This is a genomic window from Spirosoma sp. (genome assembly GCF_026391055.1).
In the GTDB taxonomy this organism is placed as follows: Bacteria; Bacteroidota; Bacteroidia; order Cytophagales; family Spirosomataceae; genus Spirosoma.
This window is the reverse complement of record NZ_JAPLET010000022.1, coordinates 157,531-183,238: the sequence shown is the minus strand read 5'-3', so window position 1 is coordinate 183,238 and position 25,708 is coordinate 157,531. Positions and strand designations below refer to the sequence as shown.

Annotated in this window: 21 protein-coding genes; 8 read left to right on the top strand and 13 right to left on the bottom strand. The window is 50.1% G+C overall.

Translation table 11 applies throughout. From position 1 onward, the window contains the following. Positions 1-73 precede the first annotated feature (73 nt). The 3 genes from NT073_RS15920 to NT073_RS15910 form a co-directional block, all read right to left on the bottom strand. Positions 74-1,114, bottom strand: a complete 1,041-nt coding sequence (locus NT073_RS15920; protein WP_297375335.1) for an MBL fold metallo-hydrolase — start codon at positions 1,112-1,114, stop codon at positions 74-76. 33 nt (positions 1,115-1,147) lie between these two features. Beyond that, the gene (locus NT073_RS15915; protein ID WP_297375334.1) at positions 1,148-1,639 is read right to left on the bottom strand and encodes a methylated-DNA--[protein]-cysteine S-methyltransferase; all 492 of its coding nucleotides are present in this window, start codon (positions 1,637-1,639) and stop codon (positions 1,148-1,150) included. Between the two features lie 95 nt (positions 1,640-1,734). Further along, entirely contained in the window at positions 1,735-2,979 is a 1,245-nt protein-coding gene (locus NT073_RS15910; RefSeq protein WP_297375332.1) for a PQQ-dependent sugar dehydrogenase, read from the bottom strand. A gap of 200 nt (positions 2,980-3,179) precedes the next feature. On the opposite strand from NT073_RS15910, the gene epsC reads away from it, so the two are divergent. From epsC to NT073_RS15895, 3 genes are all read left to right on the top strand, one after another. After that, the gene (gene epsC / locus NT073_RS15905; RefSeq protein WP_297375330.1) at positions 3,180-4,025 is read left to right on the top strand and encodes a serine O-acetyltransferase EpsC; all 846 of its coding nucleotides are present in this window, start codon (positions 3,180-3,182) and stop codon (positions 4,023-4,025) included. 9 nt (positions 4,026-4,034) lie between these two features. After that, positions 4,035-4,943, top strand: coding sequence for a cysteine synthase A (gene cysK, locus NT073_RS15900; RefSeq protein ID WP_297375328.1), 909 nt, complete (start codon positions 4,035-4,037; stop codon positions 4,941-4,943). Positions 4,944-5,064: 121 nt separating this feature from the next. After that, the gene (locus NT073_RS15895; RefSeq protein ID WP_297375326.1) at positions 5,065-5,934 is read left to right on the top strand and encodes a YitT family protein; all 870 of its coding nucleotides are present in this window, start codon (positions 5,065-5,067) and stop codon (positions 5,932-5,934) included. A 35-nt stretch (positions 5,935-5,969) separates the two neighbouring features. Here the strand turns inward: NT073_RS15895 and NT073_RS15890 are convergent, their stop codons facing one another. From NT073_RS15890 to NT073_RS15875, 4 genes are all read right to left on the bottom strand, one after another. Beyond that, complete coding sequence (locus NT073_RS15890; RefSeq protein ID WP_297375324.1) at positions 5,970-6,833, bottom strand: NAD(P)H-binding protein; 864 nt, start codon at positions 6,831-6,833, stop codon at positions 5,970-5,972. Positions 6,834-6,928: 95 nt separating this feature from the next. Beyond that, the gene (locus NT073_RS15885; protein ID WP_297375322.1) at positions 6,929-7,522 is read right to left on the bottom strand and encodes a TetR/AcrR family transcriptional regulator; all 594 of its coding nucleotides are present in this window, start codon (positions 7,520-7,522) and stop codon (positions 6,929-6,931) included. A 226-nt stretch (positions 7,523-7,748) separates the two neighbouring features. Then, positions 7,749-8,516 (bottom strand): class I SAM-dependent methyltransferase, encoded by a 768-nt coding sequence (locus tag NT073_RS15880; protein WP_297375320.1) that lies wholly within the window; start codon positions 8,514-8,516, stop codon positions 7,749-7,751. An 80-nt stretch (positions 8,517-8,596) separates the two neighbouring features. Beyond that, complete coding sequence (locus NT073_RS15875) at positions 8,597-9,061, bottom strand: peroxiredoxin (protein ID WP_297375319.1); 465 nt, start codon at positions 9,059-9,061, stop codon at positions 8,597-8,599. Between the two features lie 274 nt (positions 9,062-9,335). Here NT073_RS15875 and NT073_RS15870 point away from each other — a divergent pair, with 274 nt between their 5' ends. Next, on the top strand, positions 9,336-10,256 hold the full coding sequence (locus NT073_RS15870) for an ROK family protein (protein WP_297375318.1): 921 nt from the start codon (positions 9,336-9,338) through the stop codon (positions 10,254-10,256). 55 nt (positions 10,257-10,311) lie between these two features. Here NT073_RS15870 and NT073_RS15865 read toward each other — a convergent pair whose 3' ends face one another. Both NT073_RS15865 and NT073_RS15860 read right to left on the bottom strand, forming a co-directional pair. Continuing rightward, entirely contained in the window at positions 10,312-12,873 is a 2,562-nt protein-coding gene (locus tag NT073_RS15865) for a TonB-dependent receptor (protein WP_297377035.1), read from the bottom strand. Between the two features lie 238 nt (positions 12,874-13,111). Beyond that, positions 13,112-13,870: an SOS response-associated peptidase gene (locus NT073_RS15860; protein ID WP_297375316.1), complete on the bottom strand. Its 759-nt coding sequence runs from the start codon at positions 13,868-13,870 to the stop codon at positions 13,112-13,114. Between the two features lie 170 nt (positions 13,871-14,040). On the opposite strand from NT073_RS15860, the gene NT073_RS15855 reads away from it, so the two are divergent. Continuing rightward, the gene (locus NT073_RS15855) at positions 14,041-14,679 is read left to right on the top strand and encodes a pyridoxamine 5'-phosphate oxidase family protein (RefSeq protein WP_297375314.1); all 639 of its coding nucleotides are present in this window, start codon (positions 14,041-14,043) and stop codon (positions 14,677-14,679) included. Between the two features lie 8 nt (positions 14,680-14,687). On the opposite strand, the gene NT073_RS15850 is transcribed toward NT073_RS15855, so the two are convergent. Continuing rightward, positions 14,688-15,227, bottom strand: coding sequence for a DUF1349 domain-containing protein (locus tag NT073_RS15850; RefSeq protein ID WP_297375312.1), 540 nt, complete (start codon positions 15,225-15,227; stop codon positions 14,688-14,690). A gap of 108 nt (positions 15,228-15,335) precedes the next feature. Between NT073_RS15850 and NT073_RS15845 the strand changes: the two genes are divergently transcribed. From NT073_RS15845 to NT073_RS15835, 3 genes are all read left to right on the top strand, one after another. After that, positions 15,336-15,836, top strand: coding sequence for a DUF4385 domain-containing protein (locus NT073_RS15845; RefSeq protein WP_297375310.1), 501 nt, complete (start codon positions 15,336-15,338; stop codon positions 15,834-15,836). A 56-nt stretch (positions 15,837-15,892) separates the two neighbouring features. After that, the gene (locus NT073_RS15840; protein ID WP_297375308.1) at positions 15,893-16,771 is read left to right on the top strand and encodes a tetrahydrofolate dehydrogenase/cyclohydrolase catalytic domain-containing protein; all 879 of its coding nucleotides are present in this window, start codon (positions 15,893-15,895) and stop codon (positions 16,769-16,771) included. 174 nt (positions 16,772-16,945) lie between these two features. Next, the gene (locus NT073_RS15835) at positions 16,946-18,400 is read left to right on the top strand and encodes an adenosine deaminase (protein ID WP_297375306.1); all 1,455 of its coding nucleotides are present in this window, start codon (positions 16,946-16,948) and stop codon (positions 18,398-18,400) included. 56 nt (positions 18,401-18,456) lie between these two features. Here the strand turns inward: NT073_RS15835 and NT073_RS15830 are convergent, their stop codons facing one another. From NT073_RS15830 to NT073_RS15820, 3 genes are all read right to left on the bottom strand, one after another. Next, entirely contained in the window at positions 18,457-19,512 is a 1,056-nt protein-coding gene (locus tag NT073_RS15830; RefSeq protein ID WP_297375304.1) for a PepSY-associated TM helix domain-containing protein, read from the bottom strand. A gap of 152 nt (positions 19,513-19,664) precedes the next feature. Continuing rightward, positions 19,665-22,901, bottom strand: coding sequence for a glycosyl hydrolase (locus NT073_RS15825; protein ID WP_297375302.1), 3,237 nt, complete (start codon positions 22,899-22,901; stop codon positions 19,665-19,667). An 82-nt stretch (positions 22,902-22,983) separates the two neighbouring features. After that, positions 22,984-25,398 (bottom strand): TonB-dependent receptor, encoded by a 2,415-nt coding sequence (locus NT073_RS15820; protein WP_297375300.1) that lies wholly within the window; start codon positions 25,396-25,398, stop codon positions 22,984-22,986. Positions 25,399-25,708 lie beyond the last annotated feature (310 nt).

Here is a 25,708-nt window from a genome sequence, read left to right as displayed (position 1 = left end):
TGTATATGCGCCTTTTCGTACTTATTCCCTTTACTAAACGTAGCAGCCCGCGCTTTTGTTGGCAACAGGACAATTACCGGAACACCAATGGGCGGCCTTCTTTAGGCACTATAAATTTGTCCGCAGCGATTTTAGCGGTGCCCAATGCCTTTCGTAAATCATCGGCGGGTTCGTATAGGCCATCATCGCCCTGCTGAAAAGTACCAAAGTGAATTCCTACCGCCTGCACCGGGTTTAGGTCGATAAACGCCTTTACAGCACCGGCTGGCGATACGTGTACCGGTGCCATAAACCACTCCGGCCGGTACGAGCCAATAGGCAGCAAAGCTAGCTTAATAGGGCCTGTTGCTGAGGTCCGGGCTTGTTCAGCAATTTTTTTAAAATGAGGTCCATAGCCACTATCGCCACAAAAGTAGGTTGTCCCAAAGCTAGTATGAAGCAGGTAGCCGCACCAGAGAGTTTCCTCCCTGTCGCCCAGTCCGCGGTTGCTGAAATGCTGCGCCTGCGTACACGTCAGGGCTAGCTTTTGATTGATCTGAAGAGTATCGTTCCAGTCGAGTTCTCTGGTTACACGTCCATTAACGGATTTTGGCAGGTAGGATACGCCCAATGGAGTAACAAAAAGAGGGTTGTGTGCCTTGACTAACTTTTCGATGGTCGGCAGATCGAGGTGGTCGTAGTGATTATGGCTGAGCAACACGACGTCGATGGGTGGTAGCTCGTCAAATCGCAGTCCCGGCGGCCGCTTCCGCTTTACACCCAGCCACGATGTTGGCCCAACCCGCTTCGACCAAACAGGGTCTGTCAGTATGTTAAGCCCGGCGGTCTGAATCAGAAAGGTTGAATGATTAACAAAAGTCAGCACTAGGCTGTCGCCTTCAACACGCGTAGCAGGTCGGGCACCAACAAACGCATCAGGCTGCTCCGGCCAGGGACCTTTATCCCGGTTGAAGAGCCATTTCAGCAATCCGCCCGATGTTCGTTCGGGCATGCCGGGATTGAAGAACTTCTTTCCGTCGAAATGATCCGTAACGGGTCCTTTATACCGTGGTGCACAGGCCGAGAACGTGAAGAGAAAACCCATGAGTAATAGCCGGGGAGATAAAATAAGCATGATCTGATGCAGCAAGTTGATGCGTGTGTTTTGTTAAAACAAGGACATCTGATTCGAACGGGCAAAAGCCCCTTCGTGTTCCAGAAGCCACTGTTTCCGCCAGAGCCCTCCGGCATACCCTGTCAGGGAACCATCAGAGCCAATAATGCGGTGGCAGGGAACGACGATCCAAAGTGGATTCCGGCCGTTTGCCGCTGCTACGGCACGGATTGCTTTTTCATCGCCCATCCGCCGGGCCAATGCCAGATAAGAAAGTGTCGTTCCGAATGGTACCTCCAGCAAGGCTCGCCAAACCGACTTCTGAAAAGCCGTTCCTGCCGGATTGATCGGAAAGTCAAATGACTTCAGTTCTCCGGCGAAGTACGCTCTCAGCTGCTCGGCCGCTAAGCGGACGGGCTCAGGAATTGGATCATCAGGAGCGTTTTCAACCGGGGATACGTTTGTACAGCTAATACCCGAAACACCGGTATCGTTACCAGTAATTGCCACTACCCCTAGTGGAGAATCGAAAAGGGTGGTCGTCATTTGCTAGGTTCTCAATGCTGTGCCAAGATACAAAAATGCCCGCGGCTTAGGCAGCGGGCATCTGTTTTAACTCGACTAGTTCTGGAACGAAGAAATCAGTTAGCGACCAGTTTTAAAATTTTCCCTGTACCCAAATCACACATGTATAGCTCGTTTTTCTGGTCTTCACCAAAGGCAGAAATGGCGCCAGCCTGTGCCATCAGTTCCTGATTGGTAGCCGTTTTCCCATCTGTCGTTGTCAAGGCCCAAATCCGCCCGCTGGCGTAATCGGCATAGATGTATTTACCACGCAGGGATGGGTTGGCCGCCCCCCGGTACACGATCCCACCCGTAATTGATACATCACCATTACTGTGGCTGTACTGCCAAATGGGGCCAGTCAAATCAGCTGCGTTGACGTTGTTATCCTTTGCTTCATAATCGGCATTGGCTTCTTTTACACGCCAGCCATAATTGCCACCTTTTTTTACGATGTCAACTTCTTCCAGCTTGTTCTGTCCTACATCGCCAACCCAGAGTCGACCGTCTGCATCAAAACTCATCCGCCAGGGATTCCGTAATCCATAGGCGAAAATTTCTTCGCGGTATCCGTTTGAGTTGCCCTTGAAAGGGTTATCGGCTGGAATGCCATAATTACCTTTATCCGTGCTGTTTACATCGACGCGAATGATTTTACCCAGCCAGCTCTTCCGGTTTTGCCCGTTGTTTTGAGGGTCTCCCCCACTTCCTCCGTCTCCTGTCGACACATACAGATAGCCATCAGGACCGAAGAGAACCTTGCCCCCATTGTGGTTTGAGTACGGCTGCTCGAACCGGAAGAGAATGACTTCGGTGGCCGGATCAACCTGCGAGGCTCCTGCCGATGGCGCTTTGTAGCGGCTTACGATGGTTTCGCGGGGGTTGTTCTTCGTATAGTTGACGTAGAAATAGCCATTCTGTTTGAAATCAGGGTGGAATGCCAACCCCAGTAAGCCCATCTCCCCACCCGAAGAAACTTTATTACGGATGTCTAGGTACGTCCCTGCCGATGCCGTATTAGCGTCGTTCTCGAAGACCCGAATACGCCCTTCCTGTTCGATAACAAACACGCGGTTGGTGCCATCGTTGGCGTGCGTGTACTCTACAGGCGAAGAAAAGGTAAGTTTAGGGTAAGCATTGACCACTTTCGCCGACAGAGACCCTGAGCCGCCTGTACCAGTAGCCGTCGAGTCCGGTGCTAGCGAACCAGACTGAGTGGACGACTGACAAGCTGCGGCAACCATCCAGGCAACGCCCGACGTTGCCGCCAGCGAAAGCATAAATGCGATGATTGTTTTACTAAGCATGATGATTAGATTCATTAGTTTACCTGTTTTATCTACAATAAAAGTTCCAAGAAGGCCCGCCGAACTTTGTGGCCCGCAATTTGTTTCAAAAACAAGGAATGTGCCTGCGTATACCCATGTGTTTACCGGATTTACAAGCCAATAACCAGTGTAGTGTTTCCACAAAACGGGGTATAAATTCTACCGCTCGACAGCATGATCCAGACGACATTATCATGATTACCGACACAACTACCTTTCTCGAACATCTTCAGACCCAGCGGGCGCTGTACCGGTATAAACTCCCTTCGCGCCCGGATGCCGGCCGATTCATCGACCAGTTAATGCGGCTCATGTTTCCAGTTACGCAGGACTGCCGGTCAATTTCTCAGCATGTAGAAGAGACTTACCAGCATCTTAACCAACAGTTGGTTTGTTTGCTCCAGCCGCTCGAGAAAAATTTAAAGGAAAGCCCGACGGTCGTCACCGAGCGTTTTTTCGAACGGCTTCCGGCTATTTACGACAATCTTTTGTTCGATGCCCATGCCATTGCCGACAATGATCCGGCTGCGGTTGGGATAGAGGAAGTCGTTGCCGTATATCCAGGCTTTTATGCTATTGCCGTGTATCGAATTGCGCACGAACTATTGAAGCAAGATGTACCTCTTCTACCCCGTATGCTTACGGAATACGCGCATGGACAAACGGGAATCGACATTCATCCGGGTGCTCAGATTGGTAAAGCATTCTTTATAGACCACGGTACGGGCGTTGTTATCGGCGAAACAACGGTCATTGGCGACAATGTAAAAATCTATCAGGGTGTAACTCTGGGAGCTACACACGTTGCCAAATCAATGGCTCAGAAAAAACGTCATCCAACCATAGAAAACAACGTTGTCATTTATGCCAACGCTACTATTCTGGGTGGCTATACGGTGGTTGGCCACGACTCCGTTATTGGCGGCAATGTATGGCTTACCAGCAGCGTTGAGCCCCACTCGCTCGTGTTTCATCAGCATCAGACCGATGTCCGGATGAAATCACTGGAAGTAATTGAGCCGATCAATTTTGTTATATAACCACTTACTATGAAAGCAACCACTATCCTCAGCACCATTGGCAAAACGCCCCATGTTCGTATCAATCGATTATTTCCGGGCTATGAAGTCTGGAGCAAGCTAGAGCGGGCCAATCCTGGTGCCAGTATTAAAGACCGCATTGCGCTGGCCATGATCGAAGATGCTGAAGCTAAAGGCCTGCTAACGTCCGACAGTACCATTATTGAACCGACTTCGGGAAATACCGGCATTGGTCTGGCTATGGTCGCTGCGGTGAAAGGATATAAAATAATACTGGTTATGCCGGAGTCGATGAGCATCGAACGGCGCAAAATTATGGCTGCTTACGGTGCCGAGTTCGACCTAACGCCCCGCGAGAAAGGTATGAAGGGGGCGATTGAGCGCGCTCATGAATTGATTGCCCAAACACCGGGTTCCTGGATGCCTCAGCAGTTCGAGAATCAGGCGAACATTGATATACATGTTAAGACAACGGCTCAGGAAATACTTGACGATTTTCCTGAGGGTTTTGATGTTCTTATTACAGGCGTTGGCACCGGCGGCCACATAACCGCCGTTGGTCAAGTTCTGAAGGAGAAGTTTCCAAACCTTAAAGTATACGCCGTTGAGCCTGAACTCTCACCGGTAATCAGTGGGGGCGCACCGGGTCCCCACCCGATCCAGGGAATTGGCGCTGGCTTCATCCCACGAAACCTGCATACCGATGTGCTGGATGGCGCTATTCAGGTTAGTAAAGACGAAGCGTACGAAATGGCCCGCCGGTCGGCGCGGGAAGAAGGTACATTTGTTGGTGTTTCGTCGGGCGCATCATTGGCCGCTATCGCCAAAAAGCTCCCGGACCTGGCTCCTGGCAGCCGGATTCTTACCTTTTGTTACGATACCGGGGAACGCTATTTATCTATAGACGGCTTATATTAGGTAACCGGCAAGTGCTTAACGAATCAGTAGAGTTGGTAAATAATCGACCCTACTGATTCTCTATTTTAATACTATCAAGCCGGTTGCGGTTCACTTTTTAACTAAACCATTACTCGATTTAATGATAACTCAAACTTCTTCTTTTAGAATTATAAAGGATACTATTTTTATCACTGCCGGTGTGCTCAGTGCTGGCATGGGAATCAAAGGATTTTTGCTGTCAAGCCATTTCATCGATGGAGGAGTCACGGGGGTATCCATGCTGCTGGCATCACTTATAAATATTCCCCTACCCATCTGGCTGCTAGTGATCAATCTGCCGTTCATTGGCCTTGGATACAGACAATTTGGCCGGCAATTTGCACTCAAAAGTATACTGGCCATTACCGGTCTATCCATTAGTCTAGCCGTTATTCCTTACCCGGATGCCACCCCGGATTTGCTGCTTACCGCTGTTTTCGGTGGTTTTTTTATCGGAGCCGGTATCGGATTGGCGATGCGGGGGGGTGCTGTACTGGACGGAACAGAAATTGCGGCTCTACTTATCAGCCGGAGTAGCCCTGTTCTGAAAGTAAGTGATGTTATTCTGATACTTAACGTTTTGATTTTTGGGGCAGCCGCTTTCTTTCTGGGACTAAATCCGGCCCTTTACTCCATGATTACGTATTTCGCTGCCTCCAAAACGGTGGATTTTCTCATTCACGGTATTGAAGAATATACCGCTATTCTTATTATCTCCAAGCAAAATGAAGAGATTCGGGAAAAAGTCATCGAGCGAGGTTGGGGCATTACCATACTGAAAGGCCAGGGCGGATACGGCAAACATGGCAGTCACCAGGAGATAGACACGGTACTCTACACCGTAATTACCCGGCTCGAAATCAGCCGCTTAAGAACATTAGTACTCCAGATTGACCCGAAAGCATTCATCATACAACACAGCGTTGACGACGTTGCGGGGGGTAAAGTAAAGAGTTTACCCATGCACTAGCGCGCTCACCGCTGGCGCCGAGCAGTAGACCATTTTTATAGTGCGGCAGCAAACCGCTCCAGCGTGATTTCCGGCTTGCCTAACTCAGCCCAGGTCGGCCCGGCTTCAAAGACCTCCGGATACTTATTGAGTGATTCGGTAATATGCCAGCCATAGTCAGTCTGCGGGGAGAAGTGTCGCCCCAGGCTCATGAGAAAAGAAGGGGCAGTTACCAAAGATAGTTTCTCTTTCCGGTAAGCGGCAATAAAACGACTGGCAGCTTCGTGCTGGGTAACCGCTTCCGGACCCTGAATCGTATATTCCTGATTCAGACCCGCTGTGGCGATCCGGAAAGCCCGCGCAACCTGTTTACCGTAATCATGAGCCGCAATATACCAGGGTTTCACCGGTGAACGGCCCACTAACAGTACAAATGGCCCCAGTCGTTGGGTGCCATTCAGCGATTCCATAAAACAGGATGGGTAAAAAATGCTGTAGTTTATACCTGAGGCTTTAATAAGCCGAACTGCTTCTCTCTTTATGGTAAAAACCCACCAGGTAAATCCGTTCATTCCCTGATACCGCATAACAAGCGAAGACAGATAACCAATTCGACGGACACCTACAATCTGAGCGGCCTGTATTAAATTAGTCAACCCTGCCTGTTCGGTATGGAAATCAGTTTGTTTTTCGGTTTGCCTGATTGATAGATTCAGGTAGATAAAATCGATTCCCTGCAAGGCCCTGGTCAAACTTGCCAGGTCACGCAAGTCGCCGGTAACAATATCGGCCTGTGGAAAAAGCTGGCGCGCTCTTGAAACATCGCGAACAATGAGTCGCACTGAAAAGCCTGCCTGGATCAGTTCGTTCGTAACAGGCTGGCCAAGCATGCCCGTTGAACCCAGTACCGCGATGGTCATATCCGTAAGTAGTAAGATCTACTCTCCTGAAGGAAAGTGGATCTTACCGTGTTAACCACTTTATGGAAACAATCAATACCCCGAGTAGGGAAATATTACCTTAATTCGCGAACAAAACGACGCATAGTCTCTTGGTAGATCTGTTCGGACTGGTCAAGTGGTCGCTCATCTTTCAGCATCATAGCAAGCATGATTGTTCCATGAGAAACTGCCAGCCACTGAAAATGTAAGCGTTTAATGCTTTCTTCAGCTTTCGGAATAAATGAGAAGATGGCTTCGCGAACCAGACGGCTCACTTCCTGCATTGTTTCTGACTGGTAAACCGGGATGGTACAAAATGCACCGTCCATATTGTACATTACCTGGTATATTTCAGGCTGATGGCGGGCAAATTGCCATTGAACCAGCGAGATCTCGTATAACCGTTTCTCCGGATCACGATATAGTTTCAGAATGCGTTCATACTCCTGATATAAATGCCGGAAACCTTCGTTTCGAATTTCATCCAGCAGAATATCTTTACTATCAAAGTATTCGTAGACGATGGGGGCACTGTACTCGATCGCATCAGCGATCTTTCGAATGGATACAGCTTGCCACCCTTCCTGCCGGGCAATTGCCTTAGCCGTTTTAATAATACCGGAACGAGCCTGCTCTCGGCTCCGGGGCTTACGCTCGATAGTTTCCATAAAATTTTAGTTATTAAGTGGTCAGTTAACGGTGTTAAACCGTCTGAAAACTACGTATTTACATGGAAAGAATATAATATTTCTCAAAAAAGTTAAATAAACACTACGATATATCATATAATAAATTGGTTATCAACAACTTACCTTCCCAATAACTATACTTAATCGTAAACACCAGTCACAGACGGGCTACTAATACTAACTACCACTTAAGAACATATTATGTTTATTTTCTTTGAGCATATATCCAGACGGCTTCGTCTCCCAGGCTAAAGGGCTCTCCTTCAATTGTGCCGTAACAGGCAACAACGTCCAAACCGGCCTTGTCAAATAACCGGCAAAGTTCAGCCAGGGTATACACATAATGTTCGGCTTTGCGGGTCTGGGTTTTGCCAGCCTGCACGTAAGTAAGGGATGAGTCAATCCGGCTCTCCAGAGGATCATATTCATTCTCAACAAGGAACAACAGCGGTTCGCCCTCTTCATCCCCAATGGGTTGCCAGTTTCGGGCCTGATAATCGGGTAACACCGATTCAGCAATCATTTCCGAATGCGCCAGAAAGCGCCCCCCCGGCTTCAAAAAGCGGGCAATACGTGTCAGAAAGGCCAGCATGTCTGCATGCGCAAAAAAGCTAAAACTGTTCCCTAAACAATAGCCCGCATCAAACCCGTCAGCCTCTCCAATTTCGGACTCTGGAACGGCCATAAAATCGGCTTCGATAGCCGTTAAGGATAGCTTTTCTGCTTTTGCCGAAGCTTGTAATTCAGCGATGTACTCGGAGGAAATATCAATTCCCGTCACATACGTACCCATTCGGGCCAGAGGTAACGCGTGTCGGCCGTAGCCACAAAAAATATCCAGCAAACGATCACCCGGACCGAAATCAAGCGTTTCAACGAGTAACTCAAGATCCAGCTGCGTTTGCTCTTCCGTTTGTGCAGCCTTCCATGCCGTTTGCGGCAATCCGTGAAAAAAATTGTGGTACCAGGCCATTTGTCGTGAAGCATGTAGAATGAAGAGTGTAGAGTAGACTAAATGGTGCATTCGGCACTCTACACTCTTCACTATTCATTTTACATTCCTTTAAGTGTTTCCTGTACGGCCTGGAAATTAGGCACATCACCAGCACTTTCCAGAACTTCGGCATACTGGATGTTTCCATCTTTATCGACCACGAAAGCGGAGCGTTTGCTCACGCCCTTTAGGTTCATCACGAACGTTTCGTAATAGGTACCATATGCCTGTGAAACTTCTTTGTTAAAATCTGACAGCAGCGGGAACGGTAAATTCTGCTCCTCTTTGAACTTTGCCAGCGTAAAGGGTGAATCAACCGAAATGCCGAGTATTTCAGCATTTAGATTTGAATAAACATTGATGTTGTCGCGCATTTCACAAAGTTCGGCGGTGCAAACGCTTGTAAAAGCCATTGGGAAAAAGAGAATGACAACATTCTTTCCCTTAAAATCGGCCAGCGATACTTCTTTTTTGTCGCTGCTGAAAAGGGTAAACTCTGGGGCAATCTGACCGGTGGTTAGCATAATAACTGGTTTCTATTTAAATGCAAGGTATTAAGTCGGACGGACACTTAGCCCGAAAATTCCATGTGGGTAAGCGAAATTTCTAAAACGGGATGGAAAACGCGCTCTTTTCTCTTTCTAAACTTACCAGGTTGTGCAATCCGAGCGAAGGTTCATAAATTGCGGGCAGTATAGTCAATGAAAGGGAAGCTTGAACAGCGTATATACTCCCGCTTGACAACTCTAAACCGTATACAGTCTTGCCCCTGGTTGAGACTTACAGACCGATTTTTAGATGCAAAATTATTGGGGAATTGACCTTGGCGGCACCAAAATAGAAGGTGTTATTTTATCGGCCCCCTCGCCAGATGCTGTCATTATTCGCAAACGTATTGACACAGAGGCTCATTTAGGGTACGACCATATTATGAGCCAGATTGTTCGGCTCATCGATATGCTCAAAGCCGAAACCGGCCTTCAGCCAGATCGTATTGGCTTCGGAACACCAGGCACGTTTGACCCGGCACGGCAAACGATGAAAAACTGCAATACGACAGTCCTGAACGGGCGGCCGATGAAACAGGATCTGGCCCGCCTGCTCAATGTACCCGTAGCCGTTGCCAACGACGCCAATTGCTTTGCCCTGGCCGAGTCCACCATGGGAATAGTACCCGATGTGGTTCCCGATTTCCAAACCGTTTTTGGGGTGATTATGGGTACCGGCGTTGGTGGTGGTGTAGTAATACGCGGACGCGATGGTGTGCCTTTCGTACTAAACGGCTTGCAGGGTATTGGGGGCGAATGGGGCCACAATATTCTGGAAGAAAACGGGCACGCCTGCTATTGCGGAAAACGGGGTTGTAACGAGCAGGTGATATCAGGCCCGGCGCTGCAACGGTATTACCAGCAGATTAGCGGAGAAGAACGGACCATGAAAGAAATCATGGAGCGGTATCAGGCAGGAAACGATCTGGTGGCCAGCCAAACGGTCAATCGAATGCTTGAGTATTTTGGCCGGGCGGTTTCTGTTATCATCAATATCCTCGACCCCGATGCCATCGTTCTTGGCGGTGGTGTTGGCAATGTCGATTTACTGTATACCGAAGGGGTCGAGCGGGCTAAAAAATACGTTTTCAACAGCCGCGAAATCAACACGCGCTTCCTGAAACCAAAACTAGGCGATAGCGCCGGAGTATTTGGAGCTGCGTTGTTGTAAATAAGTCAGCAAGTCAGTAAGCGTAGCCGCTTACTGACTTGCTGACTTTCTATCTTTACCGTGGCCGACGGGCGCCACCGGCTGGTGCGGCTTGCGGCTGTTGTTCGCCACCACCGCCTTCACCACCTTTTACGTCGTCGTTGTTGATCGATTTTTTCTGACGCTGTGGTGAGTCGAAGCTGAGTTTTCCCAGTTTGTAGCTGAAGTTGACCCGAACACCCGCATTGTACAAACTTGTTGTGCTGGACTGGGCGAAAATGGGAGATGAGGATTCGGAGTTAACCGTGAACGGATGGTTGAGGAAGTTCTCAGCTGCAACACCAAAGCTACCCCGTTTGTCTTTCAGGTCTTTTTTGAATCCTATGCTATAGAAGGCAAAGCCGCCCTGATACCCCTGCAACTGTACCTGTCTTCCGCGAATGAACCCGAAACCCTGCACACCCCAGCCATTTTTCAAGGTCAGGTTTGTGAAAAAGCGCCCCGTGGTCACCCAGCCTGAGTTTGTAGCATTGTAGACCGACCCCGCATTGTTGTTGGTCAGGTAGGCATAATACATATCAAACCCACCACCAATCTGCCACTTTGAGAAGAGTGTTGCATTCCCGAACACGTTCGTTCCATAAGCGGACTCCCGACCAATGTTCAGGTAGCTTGTTTGAATAGCCTGCGCCAGTGTTGACGTAGCACCCAAACTGGCATCCGCCCTGATAGTATCCCGAACGCTCGTGATGGAGTTGTTGGTCTGGCGGGCAAACAACGACACATTCAGGTAAACGCTTTTAATGTAGGCACTGGTGCTCAACTCCAGGTTGTCTGTCAATTCGGGCGACAGCAACGGGTTACCTCTCGTAATGCTGGTTGGATTGGAAGTGTTTACGTTCGGGTTCAGAAACTGAATACCCGGCCGCTGCAACCGGCGGTTATAGGCCAGTTTAACTGTTTTACCACCTTTCAGCGATTTCGATATGTTGATACTCGGTACCAGATTGCTGTAGCTTGGGATTCCCAGGTCTTTACCGGCCGTTCCACCCTGCTCGCCCGGCTGATTCTGGCTGTAGCTGGCATTGATGGTAGTGTGTTCGTAGCGTGTGCCAGCCTTAAAGGTATATTTCTTTTTCGTCGTCAGCGTATACGAAACATAACCGGCTCCAATACTCTGGTCATAGTTCAGCGTGTTGGCAGCACGGGACGGATCTGTCATAAAACCTCCCGAACCAACGGCATAATTATAGCTAAAGGCACTCTCAACCTGCCGGAAAATACCCTTACCACCAAATTCAAGCAGTTGATTCTTCCCGATGGGTGTTTGATAATCACCCTGAATGGTCGACTCCTGATTGTAGCTGTTGTTAAGATTCTGCTGACGGGACAGAACGTCCGAAAAATTCGGCGCACTCATAATATCAGCCGTAAAGTCATTGTTACGGTTGTTACGGCTGAACTGCGCCGATACGCTCAACTCCTGCTGTGGCTTAAATGTGCGCGTATAATCAACGTTAGCATCGACCGTACCGGACAAGTCTTTGGTCAATACATTCCGATCCGACACAATGGGAAAAAGGGAGCCTGGCGAGAGCGTGCGCGTTAGGAAGTTATCCTGATTCTGGTAATTGTTCCGGGCACCGTACCGCAGGCTGGCTGTGATAGAACTAGTCTTGCTGATGTCGTAGTCCCAGCCGAGGGTGTACTGACCAAACAGACCGTGGTTGCGGGTGTTGGCCGTCTGGTCGGTCGTTGTTGTTCCTTTGCTGCCGAACGTCTGCTGTGTATTGGCAAATTTACCGACAACATTGTAATTCGCCCGACCAAAACCGCTCAGGCTGAATCCCATTTTACCCGTCCGTAAATTTCCGTTCAGACCCAGGTTACTGCCCCGGTTACCCACGCCCGAATCAACGTTCAGCGTAAAGCCCTGTAAGGTTGTCTTCTTGGTGATGATGTTGATGATACCGGCCGATCCTTCCGCATCATATTTAGCCGATGGGCTGGTGATGACCTCCACAGTTTTAATCATGTCGGCCGGAATCTGCTTCAGCGCATCGGCCACGCTGCTAGCCACAATCGTAGAAGGTTTGTTGTTGATCAACACCCGTACGTTGCTGCTTCCCCGCAAACTAACGTTACCGTCCAGATCGACGGATAACAGAGGCACTTTCCGCATCACATCTGTAGCGTCTCCCCCTTTTGCCGTAATGTCTTTATCAGCGTTATAGACCAGCCGGTCAACTTTTTCTTCAACCAGCGAAGCCTGCCCAATCACTTCTACCTCTTTCAACGTTCGGACATCGGCACCCAGCTTGATGGCGCCCAGATTGATATCACCTTTGCGGTCGAGCTTAACGCTGGAGATGGTTTTGTTGCGGTATCCAACGAACGAAATCAAAAGCTGAAAATCGCCCTGTGGCAATTTGTTCAGGGTAAACTTACCCTTCTCATCAGCCACGGTTCCGTCAATTGGCTTTTTTGTTTGCGCATTGATCAGCGCGATACTGGCAAACTCAACGGGCTTTCCTGTTGTGGAATCTGTTACGACACCGGTTAGTTTGGCGTTTCCACGGGGCGTATTATCTGTTGCTGTACCCGGTATAGCGGCTGGTGGCTGCGCACCACCGGGCATTCCCGGAAATTGTGCCCAGACCAGCTTCGGGGCGGTTAACAAAGCAGAACAAATACATAAAGACAGTACTGTTTTTTTCATATCAGGTTGTAAACAATATTTTGCATGGCACATTAAACGTGCCAACTTGGGATTATCACACTTAGATTACCCTAGGGAGCAAAATTCGCTGTAAAACTCCTGATAAAATCTAATTCTACATAAACGGGTTAACAGATGGACAAACGGGAGCCGTTACCTAGCTAAACAACTGAGGATTACTACTTAATTCAGGATACTCGGTACGTGTCAGCACTTCCGGAGCATCGCTGGATTCGCTTCTGGATGTGATGCGTTTACTAATGCTGTAGCTATGCATTTTACTAGCCGGGTAAGGCTTTTCCAACAACGCCACTGCATCTTTTTCCGACAGATCATCGTGCAGCCAGGCATGTTCGGCGTCGGGAGTCAGGACACACGGCATTCGCTTTTTGGTATTGTGTATCGCGGCCAGAAGCGGGTTAGCTTCCGTTGTGAGAAGTGTATAGGTTGGGACTAGCTCCCCCGTTTCCGGATCGGGCCATTCGTCCCATAAACCCGCGATCGAGCTGATTTTCTGATCGCTGGAATAGATGTAAAAAGGGTACTTCTTGTTACCCCGACTGGACTCCTCCTGAGTATACCATTCAAAAAAGCCGGTCACCGGAATCAGGCAGCGTTTCCCAGCCTGTGCTGCTGATTTAAAAGAAGGTTTTTCGTAAATAGTTTCGGAGCGGGCGTTGATCGTTTTCGTGCGAATATCAGCCGCATTCTCTTTCGTTCGCGCCCAGCGCGGAATAAGCCCCCAATGAATCAGTTGCAGTTTTCCCGGCTCTTGCCGTGTAACAATCGGCCAGACCGGAAAATTGTAAGCATTGGCATGATAAACGGGCTGAAAGTTAGCCGTTGTCGGCAACACAGCCTCATAGCGAGCTTCCAGCTCCTCTGCTTTGACATTGAGCGATTTATGAAAACACATGCGATTGATAAGCGAGTTTAAGACAATAATTAATATACCCGTTAAACGGATAAAACCCGCTGCCGGTTATCCGATTGCAACATTTTCCCAATACCTTTCCAGTACAAACAAATAAAGGGAACTACACGTTTACCAGCCTGTACACGGCCCATATGCCTACTTCCATTCGAATGACTTTAGCTAAATCCACGCCTTACCCCGGCCAAACCCATTCCCTTACCGAGCTGGAACAGACGAGCTGGCAACAACTGGCATCTGTACTCGACGAGCGTAACGACAAACCCCTTGCCCCCGGATTTAAAACAATGACTGTTGCCTCCCGAACCGAAACCGGGGCCGATGCCCGAACGGTGGTACTTCGGAAAGTTGATGCCGACCGCAAGTACGTATGGTTTCATACAGACGTTCGGGCCGCTAAGGTGATGCAGTTCGAAGCATTCCCGAACGCTACGCTACTCTTCTGGGACGAGGCTCTGCGAACCCAGCTCCGGCTAACCGTCGAAACGCACCTGCATACCAATGATTACGTTGCCGATGAACACTGGCAAACGGTTGGCGCTGGCAGCCGCAAGAATTACCTTTCTGAGCAGGAGCCGGGCAGTGAACAGCCCACCCCCTACCCCGGCTTTCCGCCCGGTCTGGGAGCCAGTCTGCCAACACCCGAAGCAAGCGAAGCAGGTCGGTCAAACTTTGCCGTGATCGAATGCCGGGTATTAGCGATGGACTACTTACGACTAAGTCGGGAAGGCCAGTTACGGGCGAAATTCCAGTATGAGCCGGAGTCAAGAATGGCGTGGCTTGCCCCCTGAATCATTACTCAGGATATGTCCAGCACCGCAAACTGTTCAAATGCGACATCGAACCCGTTGCCATCGGGGGCGGCTGCCATTAGGCCAATCTGTACCGGAACGTCAGGTGGGAAATAGGCCAGTCGCAGCAATTGATAGGTAAAATCGTCAAAGGAGTAATCAATGCGAACCGAATCGCCCTGGCGGGTCAGGCGCAGGTAGATCGATTCCGGGTGATGGGTCTGTGGGCTTACCGACCAGTCCGAAAACTGGCGGGTTACGACGGCGCTTACATTCTGGAGTTCATCGACGTACTCGATACCGGTTTTTATCCAGTTCTGCTCATCGAGCCGAAGCATAAGGCCAGCCTGATCGTAAAGGGCTTTGTATTGCCCCGTCACTTTAACGCTGGCCACAAAATCACCGCTCTCCTCCTGGTAGTAAAAATGGCCGTTATCGCGGATGAAGTCGTAATGCGTCACCCGCCAGAAATCTGTGCCGCCTGCTACCCGCATAAACACTGTGTCTTTTTCTTCCGACCAGATGCCCGGTTTGTTGTACCAAATCATAGACTGTCAATTTTGGGGGAAATTAAGCAAATCAGGCAGATCGTACCAGCCGGTTACAGCCTTTGGCTGTTCTTTTTTGTTATAACTGCACGACAAAAATGACCGTATATGCCAGCCAACAACCGCGCATTCAACTACGACCTTGACTACCGAACACTAAACCTTCGCGAACAACCCGAACTTTACCGCGTTGGCAAGGGAGAAATGGGCGTACTGCTTGTACGACCGTACAAAGACGAAATCCTGCCCCACTGGCGATTCAAAACGCCCGACATTGCCCGTGAATCGTCCGAAAAGATTTACCAGCTCTTTCTCGATTATAAGGAAAAAGGAGACTTTATCGGCATGGACATGGCTAGGAAGTTTCTACAAATGGGCTACACCCGGTCAAGGCGTTACGCGAACCACAAGACCGGCCAGAAATATGACGGCCCTGTACCTAATGATAAAAAAGGGCAGTCCGGCGCACATGGCCGTGACCAGTTGCCCCGCGAAGAAGACCCCGTAAAGGCCGAGTCGGCCCGAATCTTTTATGGCAAGTACCTCGAAGCGCGGGAAGATGACCAGTACAAGAAACTGAAGAAGGAATGGCAGGAGAAATACGGCTAGTTCCCTAATCTTTGCGACCTTTGCGGCTGATTCGACCAACTACTGACGACTACCTTATGCAACTCCTTGACGGTAAGTTTCTTTCGGCACAAATAAAACAGGAAATCGCGGCTGAGGTCGCACAGATTAAAGAGCAGGGCGGCAAAATTCCGCATCTGGTCGCTATTCTGGTGGGGAACAAAGGGGCTTCCGAAACCTACGTGGCTTCTAAGATGAAAAACTGCGAAGAGGTTGGTATGCACTCTACCCTCATCCGGTTCGACCCGTCGGTCACCGAAGAAGAACTCCTGGCCAAAGTTCGTGAGGTGAACGAAAACCCCGATATGGATGGGCTGATCGTCCAGCTCCCCCTCCCTGATCATATTAACCCCGACCGCGTGATGGAAACCATTAATCCCGCCAAAGACGTGGATGGTTTTCACCCGATCAACATCGGTCGCATGGCGAAAGGATTGCCCGCCTATATATCGGCCACGCCACAGGGTGTCCTGGAAATGATTAAACGCTACGACATTAAGACTGCTGGCAAACACTGCGTGGTTGTTGGCCGAAGCCAGATTGTGGGTTTACCGATGTCGATTCTAATGCAACGGAACACCTATCCAGGCAACTGCACCGTAACCATTACCCACAGCCGTACCCAGAATCTTGCCGAGATTTGCCGCTCCGCCGATATTCTGGTAGCCGCCCTGGGCAAACCCGAGTTCGTGACGGCCGACATGGTAAAAGAAGGCGCAGTGGTTATCGACGTTGGTCTGGAGCGAGTACCGGACGCCAGCAAAAAAAGTGGCTTCTCCCTCAAAGGCGATGTCAAATTTGACGAAGTAGCTCCCAAAGCCAGCTTCATCACCCCCGTTCCGGGCGGAGTTGGCCTGATGACCATCTGCTCACTCATGCAGAATACGCTGAAAGCTGCCCGTGGGGAAATCTATTAATGTAGGAAAAACTGGTAATGAAAAGGGCGAATTCTGTCTGTAAACGAATTAATTACCAAACGGAATACGTTTCTTGCCTTCAGCCTATCACCAACGCTAAATCGATTTGAGGGACTTTACCCTCAATAGTTTAGCGTTGTTTTTTTGCCACCTACTTAGCTTGATAACCTACCCATGACTATCAAATTCTTCCTTGCATTCGGTTGGTTTTTCATCAGTCAAACTGTTCAGGCGCAGCACGTATCGGCTTACTTTGAAAAAATCCGGTATAACACCGCAACCCTAACCGCATTTATGGCTCAGATGCCCAAAGGGGGCGATTTGCACCATCACTACAGTGGATCCGTTTATGCCGAGACGTATCTTGATCATGTAATCGGGCGCAACTTTTTCATCAACCGGACAACCGGTGAAATTGCATCTCCTGATAAATCTCTCAACGAACCGTGGGCAACTGCTGCGACCCTGAAAGCAGAGGGTTTACTGGAGATTTACAAACAAAAGCTTTTGGCACAATGGTCTGTTAAAGATTTCAACCCTGTCAACTCCCCTTCCGATAGACAATTCTTCGACGCCTTCGGCAAGTTCGGAAGTGCGGTAGCCCCTACATTCAACCAGGGATTAATTGAGCTGAAAAAGCGGGCCATAGAAGAGAATGTCAGCTACATCGAGTCTATGCTGACAACAATTCCGAGCATTATCGAAACCGCCGACTTAAACCAGTATAATCAACTGCTGCACGAGAGTCAGACGGCACGAGACGAACAAAAGACGATGCAGTTGCTGGATACGCTTTATCAGGCTATAATGGGCCGGGACATTAAACGGTATTCCCAACGCTTCAATGATTCGCTGATCACCGTGTATCATAAAAGTCTGAAACTGGACGATGATCGGTTTGCCATTCGATTCCAGAATTTTGTCATACGCTCCAAAGACCCCGTAGACCTCTTTAAAAGCCTTCTCCTTTCCTGCGAATCAGACCGGAACAGTGACTTGATTGTGGGAGTAAACATCGTTGCGCCCGAAAATGGAGAGACGTCCATGGCCGATTACTGGCTGCATATGATGATGTTCAGGTACTGCCATGGCAAATACCCCGACCTCAATTTTGCTCTTCACGCGGGCGAACTGGTACTCGGCATGGTAAAGCCCGAAGAATTGACCTGGCATATCAATGCGGCTGTCCACATTGGTGGTGCCCGTCGGATTGGGCATGGCGTGGCTATTGCCTACGAAAAAAATGTATATGACCTGTTGCGCTACATGAGCCGCAACAAAATTGCCGTTGAACTCAACCTGTCCAGCAATGAGTTCATTCTGAATGTAAAGGATGATCGGCACCCGATTATGCTGTACAAAGCGTTCGGCGTACCCATTACAATCAGTTCTGACGATGCCGGTGTGCTACGAACCAGTCTGACAGAACAATATGTGCTGCTGGCCAAGCGGTACAAAGACATTTCCTACGCAGACATAAAACAATTTGTCTATAACAGCATCCGGTACAGTTTTATCAGCGAACTACCCGTTAAGCAACGAGTCCTGAAGGATTTGGACGAACGTTTCCGGATTTTCGAAGCCTCGATTCTGAGAGTTGGTAAGTCGGGTAAGTCAGTGAGTCGGTAAGTGGCTGACGCATGATGTTGCTTTCGCGTCAGGCACTTACTGACTTACCGACTTAATTACTTCTTCAAATACCAGAGAAACAGGCCGGTAACTGTTACCACAGCGGTGGCCATCGCCAGAAGGATATAAATAACCTGTGTGATAATGCCGCCGTATCGACCAAAGTGCAGCTCTTCAAAAATATGTTCGGCAATGTATTCCAGATCGGCATCGCGGGCGTCGAATCCACTTACATAATGCCCATCCCGAGCATCGACCGTTGCCGATACGTTGTATTTGCCGAGCATTCGGATACTACCGGGTCTATTGCCACGAATGACCAGTGTGGTGTCACCCGCTTTTGGGAAGTCGATCAGTTGGGGCTGAAAATCGGCAATAGACCCCTTCGCCGAAGCCATAGCTGCATCGACTGGAATAGCAGTCAACGAAATTGGAGTAGCCTCCTTGTTTTCAGGTCTTGGTTCATCGCCAAACTTCCGTTCGATTTGCTCCCAGTGAAAGAAAATGCCCGTGGCGCTCATCATAAGCATGAATAACAGCGCTACTACGCCCAGCCACTTATGCATGTCGGCATACACGATTCGGGGCGATTTATTCCACCGTACGCCAATCTTGAATACGCTCAGCAGCGACCGCCGGTAGTACCAGGTTCCGGTCAGTACCGACCCCAGCAGGCAAATACCCGCCAGTCCCATGACGAAGCCGCCCACAGGTTCTAACAATAGATTTTCGTGCAGTTCACGCGCTCGCCGGATCAACGTTGTCTCGGCATTACGAGCGCCAATAATGGCTCCGGTGTACGGATTCATGGAAACCCAAACCCGTTCGCCTTTGTCCATCAGATCGGCGCGAATGGCTTCGGTAGGGCTGTCCGACAGGCGGATGTTTCGCACCTGAGCCGCTGGGTATTGCTGATGAAGGGTGGCCACGAGCCGGTTGTAAGGTTGCCGTTGACCGGTGGTTTGTACTGTGGTCAGGTTGGGATTCAGTAACGCATCCACCTGCTTTTCAACGACCAGAATTGAGCCAGTGACGGTCAGGAGTAAGATAAACAGGCCCCCAATCAGACCAAAAATCCGGTGGTATCGGTAAATAGCTTTGTCAGAAAACATAGGTACTGGTTACTAAGAGTAGTACCGACCGGGACGGTCGGCGGTAATTTAACTTGCATAACAGCCGGTTGATTTACAGCTGGGTCGGGAAGTGTGTTTTGTGGTATCGGGTCTGAGGACCCGACACCACAAAACACCGAACACCGCTATTGTCAATTCAAAATAATAGCAGGCACCTGCTGCTCGGTTACCATTTTGTTGAAGCCCGGCACCTGGGTATTGATAACTTCTTTCAGCTTGGTCAGCGCTGTGTCAATTTGCTTGGATAGGTCATCGTAAGCGGTGTAGGATGACTTGGTTGGCTTAGTATCGGCCGAAGAAACAACTGAGGCCACCCCCGCTATTTTGTCGTTCAGCCGAATTGGATACGCCAGTGCGTCCTGCGGAGCTTTCGACTTCGGCTGCATCAGCGTCGATTCGATCTTGTCCAGTTCGTCCAGAATGGGCTTAGCCGCGTTTTTAAACTTTTCGGCTACTTTCGGTTCCTTCACTCCGCTCGTGTACCCGTTGATCTGGGTGCGGATCTGCCGTAGCTGGTTGATCGCTTTGTGCGTTTCCGACAGCTTCCCGTTGATTTTCTGCAACAGGTCGAACTGCTCTTGATACTCAGCGGCTGTAATGGCCAGACGCGGGTCTTTCCGGATTTCGATAGGCTGTTCCGAGATCAGCGAATCGCCCAGCAGCATCCGCACTTTATACATACCGGGAATCACTTTGGCGCCAGTTCCGCGACCCGTCCACATCACGTTGGTTCCGTCAACGGCGGTAGCATCGGGGTATCGCATGTCCCAAACGAACACATTCATTCCCGAACTGGCGGGTATGGAACCGGGGCGGGTTGCGGTTTCGTCCTGATAAAACTCCTTTGCAATTTTGAGCGGCTGCCCTTTTTTATCCTTCGTGCTGGAGTACGCGATGATGGTATCACCTGCGGTTGTCATGTAGATCAACCGCAGTTCTTTAGTCGGTTTGCTTTTCAGGTAGTAGCGCGTAATCACGCCGTTTTGGGCATTTTCGCCTTCGTCCGACGGGGCAGCACGACCACGGCGTACATTGCCTGCACCACCTTCCATGCGGTAGGCGTGACGGGGCTTGAACAAATGCATCTGAGCCACCGATTTACCGCCCTGCTTCACGTCCATCAGTTCATGCAGTGGTGTAATGTCGTCCATGATCCAGAACGCCAACCCATGGGTCGCAATGACCAGATCCTTTTCGCGCTTCTGAATTTGCAAATCACGCACCGGGGTAACGGGAAGGTTCATACTTAACTTCTCCCACGAACCGCCGTCGTTAAACGATACATACACCCCGCGCTCGGTTCCGGCATACAACAATCCGGGTTTGTTCGGGTCTTCGCGCACCACATGGCAATGCTCGTCCGAGGGAATACCCGCCGTGATGCTCGTCCAGGTTTTGCCGTAATCCGTCGTTTTAAACATATACGGTTTACGGTCGCCGGACATGTATCGCTTGGCCGCCAGATAGGCTTTCCCGGCTGTATGGTCAGACGGGTGAACCATACTCATAATAGCCATTTCGGGCAGCATGGACACCGGGGGGGTGATATTCTGCCAGTTTTTGCCACCGTCCCGGCTAATGTGCATTAGCCCATCGTCGGAACCGGCCCAGAAGATGTTCTTTTCAACCGGCGATTCGGCAAAGGTGAAGATCGTGGGGAAGGTTTCGGCACCGGTATTGTCTTTGGTGATCGGGCCACCCGTGTCGCCCTGCGTTTTAGGGTCGTTGCGGGTCAGGTCGGGGCTGATGTCCTGCCACGAGTGGCCATTGTCCGTACTCCGATGCAGGTATTGCGAGGTAATGTACAGCGTTTTGCTGTCATGGGGCGAGAAAACGATGGGGTATGTCCACTGAAAACGGTATTTCCGCGCCGACGACGGGGCTCCCATGAAATACTCTGGATACACATTGATAACCTGATTCTGGTCCGTCGCTTTATCGTAGCGAGTAATCAGGCCATCATAGCTACCGCCGTAAGTCACGTTCGGGTTGTTTGGGTCGGGAGTAATGTAACCTGACTCACCACCCGATACCGGATACCAGGCCGACTTGCCAATGGAATACTCGGTGGTGCGGCTGGCGATTCGAATGGACGAGTTATCCTGCTGAGCGCCGTACAGGTTATACGGAAAATCATTGTCGACCGCGACGTGGTAGAACTGCGAAGTCGGAATGTCGACGTCGGAGAAGGTAGCCCCCCCGTTATACGTCACCTCGGCACCGCCATCGTCGGCAATGATGAAGTTTTGTGGATTTTTGGGGTTCCACCAGATGTCGTGCGTATCGCCGTGGTGTACGCCAATGGTCGAAAATGTCTTACCACCATCGTAAGACTTCAGGGCATTGACATTCAGCACGATCAGGCCGTTCTCGTCCTGCGGGTCGGCGGCCAGCATCATGTAATACCAGGGGCGCTGCCAGAGATTCTTGTCTTCGTTGATCAACTGCCACGATTCACCGGCATCGTCGGAGCGGTATAGACCACCCTTGGCGTTCTCAACCATCGCATAAAGCCGGTTCGAGTTGGCGGGCGAAACGGTAATGCCAATTTTGCCCAACAGGCCCTTGGGCATACCGGGCTTGGTGCTCAGGTTAGTCCAGGTGTCGCCCCCATCGGTCGATTTGTACAACCCGCAACCCCTACCGCCACTGCTCATCATGTAGCTATTCCGATACGCCTGCCACATCGACGCATACACAATTGATGGGTTGTTGGGATCAAGTTTTACGACAATGGCTCCTGTACTATCGTTTTTCGTCAAAATGGCTTTCCAGCTTTTGCCACCATCCGTGGTACGAAACAGGCCCCGCTCTTTATTGGGCGCAAAGGGATTCCCCAAAGCGGCCACATAGGCCACATCGGGATTGGTCGGGTGAACTTCAATGCTGGCAACCGCATCGGCCATTTTCAGGCCGATGTGTTTCCAGGTTTTACCCGCATCGGTCGATTTATAGACGCCATCGCCATTGGCAATGTTACTGCGAATATCGGCTTCGCCCATGCCTACATAAATCGTATTCGGGTCGGAAGGGGCCACGGCAACCGCGCCTACGGAGCTGGATTTGAAGGTACTATCCGATACCATAAACCAGTTGGCTCCGCCGTCGACCGTTTTCCAGACGCCACCGCCCGTAGCACCAAAATAATACGTAAGCGGCTGACTCGAATGTCCGGAAACCGCTAGCGACCGACCACCGCGAAAGGGGCCAATGTTACGCCACCGCAGGCCGTTGATGAGACTGTCGGTCGATTGTGCCGATGTTGATTTAAGAACTGGTTTACTTTTCCGCTGGGCAAAGGCTAGATCGACAGTTGAACAAACAATTGCCAAAGCGATTATACTAAATGTAAATTTTCTATTTACCATGAAAAATTCGGTTAGTTAGGGATGTTGCAAAATAATACATGGAAAGGGAGAAAAGGCATTAAATCGGCTACAGACCTGTTTTTTATAACGTTCCCCGCAAGGTGAGTATCAGATTTCGGCCCGGCGCACTGATTCCTGACGCAAAAACGCGATAGTTTCGATCCAGAATATTTTCCAGAGATGCCTGGACCTGTAGGTAGCGATTTACCTGATAGCTGGTTCTGAGATTAACCGTTTGCCAGGCGGGCATACCCTGCGGTGTCGCATACACGATGTTATCCTCCCCCACCAGATTGTAGTCCTTCAAACGTTTCCATCCATTAAAGAGCACATTGGCCTCAGCCCGAAATTGTCTGACCGTTAGCCGGATTCCGCCCTTCCCGTAAAGCGGTGGAATGTGGTCGAGCGGGTAGCCCGTCGAATCTGTTTGAATACGGCCTTTTGTGTAGGTTACGGTACCAAAGAGGGTGAGCGATTGAGTCAGGTCGGCCGAAAGCTGTGCGTTGAATCCAAATAACCGGGCCTGCTGCGAATTAACCTGCGTAACGATGCGGCTGGTTCGGCCGTTGTAGTCAATCTGCGATTGTCCGTTTAACGTGCCCGGTTGGGTGTTGATGGCATTGTTGTAGATCGTGTAAAACCCCTCTGCTTCGAGCGAAACCCGTTCGGCAATCTGCTTGCGAACACCCGCATCGAAGGTATAGGTACGCTCCGGCTTCAGATCGGGATTAGGGACGATCAGATTTCCGGCCACGGACTCGAACACTTTCGCCAGATCATCGACGTTCGGCACCCGATACCCAGACGCCACGGATGTCGCCAATTGCCATTTCCCCGGCAGACGCGTTACCCAACCCATACTACCCGTAACGGCACCCGAGTGCTGAGTGATAGCGTTAAACGGAAACGGGAAGAATGTTTTGTCGATGAATTTCGCGTATAATCGATTATACGCATAGCGGGCGCCATAGGTCAGCGTCGAACGAGGGCTCACGTCCAGCGTTCCCGACACATACCCCGCCAACGACTGGGTATTGGCTCCGCCATCGGGGTAGCGCGTGTCCAGCGGGTCTATTTTTCCGGTCTGTACATTTTGCCGGTACGCCGTCGACTGAACGGTGTTGTAGGTTCCCTCCAGGCCATAGCGCAGGGTATGCGACTCGGCTAGTTTCTTTTTCAAATCGGCGTTCAGCGTCCAGACATTCACATTTTCCGTTCGGTGCTGCAATCCGTAATTACCGAAGCGACGGTTGTGCCGACTTTCTTCAATTGACTGGTAGGCAGCAATCAATTTGAGTTCATCGGCGATGCAGGTAATAAACTGTTTTGTCAGACCGTACGATGTTAACAGGCGTTTCTGCGGCCCGTAATACCACTGGGCATGGCTCAGATTCCCTTTTGTGTCGACTTCCGTGAGCCGGTCATAGCGCGGAATATCACTACTGGTCGAAAACTGAACGTTTAACAGGTGCTGAATCCGTTCGTTCGGCTGAAACAGCACTTTTTGCAATAGATCGATCTGTTTATAACCCGATAGCGTCTGAACCAGCGGGTCAGGATTGGTGATCTTTACATCCGTGTTGTTTTCAAAGCCCGCGTAGAATGGCCGTAAACCCAGTTGGCCCATATCGGCATTCCGCTGCCTTCCCTGCCGGAGATCGCCGAAATCAGAACCGGTTACACTAGTTGTCAACGACCACTTCCGAAAGCCAAGATTCCAGTCGGTGTGGGCGGTTTTTTCATTCATGGCACTGCCGTATCGAATAAAGCCATTGGCGTTGACGGCCGTGTTTTCGGACGCACTTAGTTTGGGCGACAAGGTTTGTACGTAGATAACACCGCCCAGCGCATCGCTGCCGTACACCACTGATCCCGGCCCGAGGGCGACTTCCATCCGCTCCACGGCGGCATTGTCGATAGTCAGGATATTCTGAAGGTGCCCTCCCCGAAAGATGGCATTGTTCATCCGAACGCCATCGACAACCATCAGCACTTTGTTGGCTTCAAATCCACGGAGAATCGGGCTACCACCACCCATTTGACTCTTCTGAACCACTACCTGACCACTTTGCTGCAACACCTCGGCCAAGGTTGGCTGATTCAGAAAGCGAAGCTCGTTCCGGGTAAAGACTCGAATAGGCTGAGCCACCTTCGAAAGCGACTCGGCAGTACGGTTGGCGGCCACAACAACCTCATTGATTGCCAACTGCTTTTCAGTCATCAGTACGGTAAAATTCATTGCCCGAAGCTGCTGCATTGAATACCGAACAGTTTGGAAGCCCACCCGGCGGAAAACAACGCTGTCGGTACCGGTTAGCACTGATGCATCTGCCCGACCTGAACGGTCTGTAAAAATCGGCGGTGATAGTCCTGGCGACAGTCCTCTGACCTCCACATTCTCAATAAATTGAAGCGTAACCTTATCACGCACCAATAGTATTTGAGCAGATGTCAAAAAAGGCAATAAACCGAGTATTAAACCTAAAAGCTGTTTCATATACGTTACCACATTAAAACTTTTTAATGTGGTAAAGCTATGAAGACTGGGTTCATTTCTGGCAGAAAACAATCAAATCAGCTTACGATTATTTGGCATTCAGGAAAATAGCTAACAAAATAAATTGATTCATCCCCTTTAATTCAGCTTAAAATAGCGGGCTGACCTAAAAAACCAGAATATTTTTCTTAACGCGATTCCTGTGAATTGGGATTGGACTTTCCTAAGTTTGTCTGACGTAACCTTAACCGCTGTTCCGGTTCCCACCCATTTCGAAATGGCCTCACATCAATACAACAAAGAATCCTTG

Bases quoted from the DNA above. Each gene is read 5' to 3' on its own strand.
- NT073_RS15880 (WP_297375320.1), bottom strand. From the start codon at position 8,516: ATGGCCTGGTACCACAATTTTTTTCACGGATTGCCGCAAACGGCATGG.
- NT073_RS15830 (WP_297375304.1), bottom strand. From the start codon at position 19,512: ATGTTTTCTGACAAAGCTATTTACCGATACCACCGGATTTTTGGTCTG.
- epsC (WP_297375330.1), top strand. From the start codon at position 3,180: ATGATTACCGACACAACTACCTTTCTCGAACATCTTCAGACCCAGCGG.
- NT073_RS15835 (WP_297375306.1), top strand. From the start codon at position 16,946: ATGACTATCAAATTCTTCCTTGCATTCGGTTGGTTTTTCATCAGTCAA.
- NT073_RS15920 (WP_297375335.1), bottom strand. From the start codon at position 1,114: ATGCTTATTTTATCTCCCCGGCTATTACTCATGGGTTTTCTCTTCACG.
- NT073_RS15860 (WP_297375316.1), bottom strand. From the start codon at position 13,870: ATGTGTTTTCATAAATCGCTCAATGTCAAAGCAGAGGAGCTGGAAGCT.
- NT073_RS15820 (WP_297375300.1), bottom strand. From the start codon at position 25,398: ATGAAACAGCTTTTAGGTTTAATACTCGGTTTATTGCCTTTTTTGACA.
- NT073_RS15890 (WP_297375324.1), bottom strand. From the start codon at position 6,833: ATGACCATCGCGGTACTGGGTTCAACGGGCATGCTTGGCCAGCCTGTT.
- NT073_RS15915 (WP_297375334.1), bottom strand. From the start codon at position 1,639: ATGACGACCACCCTTTTCGATTCTCCACTAGGGGTAGTGGCAATTACT.
- NT073_RS15825 (WP_297375302.1), bottom strand. From the start codon at position 22,901: ATGGTAAATAGAAAATTTACATTTAGTATAATCGCTTTGGCAATTGTT.
- NT073_RS15865 (WP_297377035.1), bottom strand. From the start codon at position 12,873: ATGCCCGGTGGTGCGCAGCCACCAGCCGCTATACCGGGTACAGCAACA.
- NT073_RS15845 (WP_297375310.1), top strand. From the start codon at position 15,336: ATGCCAGCCAACAACCGCGCATTCAACTACGACCTTGACTACCGAACA.
- NT073_RS15910 (WP_297375332.1), bottom strand. From the start codon at position 2,979: ATGAATCTAATCATCATGCTTAGTAAAACAATCATCGCATTTATGCTT.
- NT073_RS15875 (WP_297375319.1), bottom strand. From the start codon at position 9,061: ATGCTAACCACCGGTCAGATTGCCCCAGAGTTTACCCTTTTCAGCAGC.
- NT073_RS15870 (WP_297375318.1), top strand. From the start codon at position 9,336: ATGCAAAATTATTGGGGAATTGACCTTGGCGGCACCAAAATAGAAGGT.
- cysK (WP_297375328.1), top strand. From the start codon at position 4,035: ATGAAAGCAACCACTATCCTCAGCACCATTGGCAAAACGCCCCATGTT.
- NT073_RS15850 (WP_297375312.1), bottom strand. From the start codon at position 15,227: ATGATTTGGTACAACAAACCGGGCATCTGGTCGGAAGAAAAAGACACA.
- NT073_RS15840 (WP_297375308.1), top strand. From the start codon at position 15,893: ATGCAACTCCTTGACGGTAAGTTTCTTTCGGCACAAATAAAACAGGAA.
- NT073_RS15885 (WP_297375322.1), bottom strand. From the start codon at position 7,522: ATGGAAACTATCGAGCGTAAGCCCCGGAGCCGAGAGCAGGCTCGTTCC.
- NT073_RS15895 (WP_297375326.1), top strand. From the start codon at position 5,065: ATGATAACTCAAACTTCTTCTTTTAGAATTATAAAGGATACTATTTTT.
- NT073_RS15855 (WP_297375314.1), top strand. From the start codon at position 14,041: ATGACTTTAGCTAAATCCACGCCTTACCCCGGCCAAACCCATTCCCTT.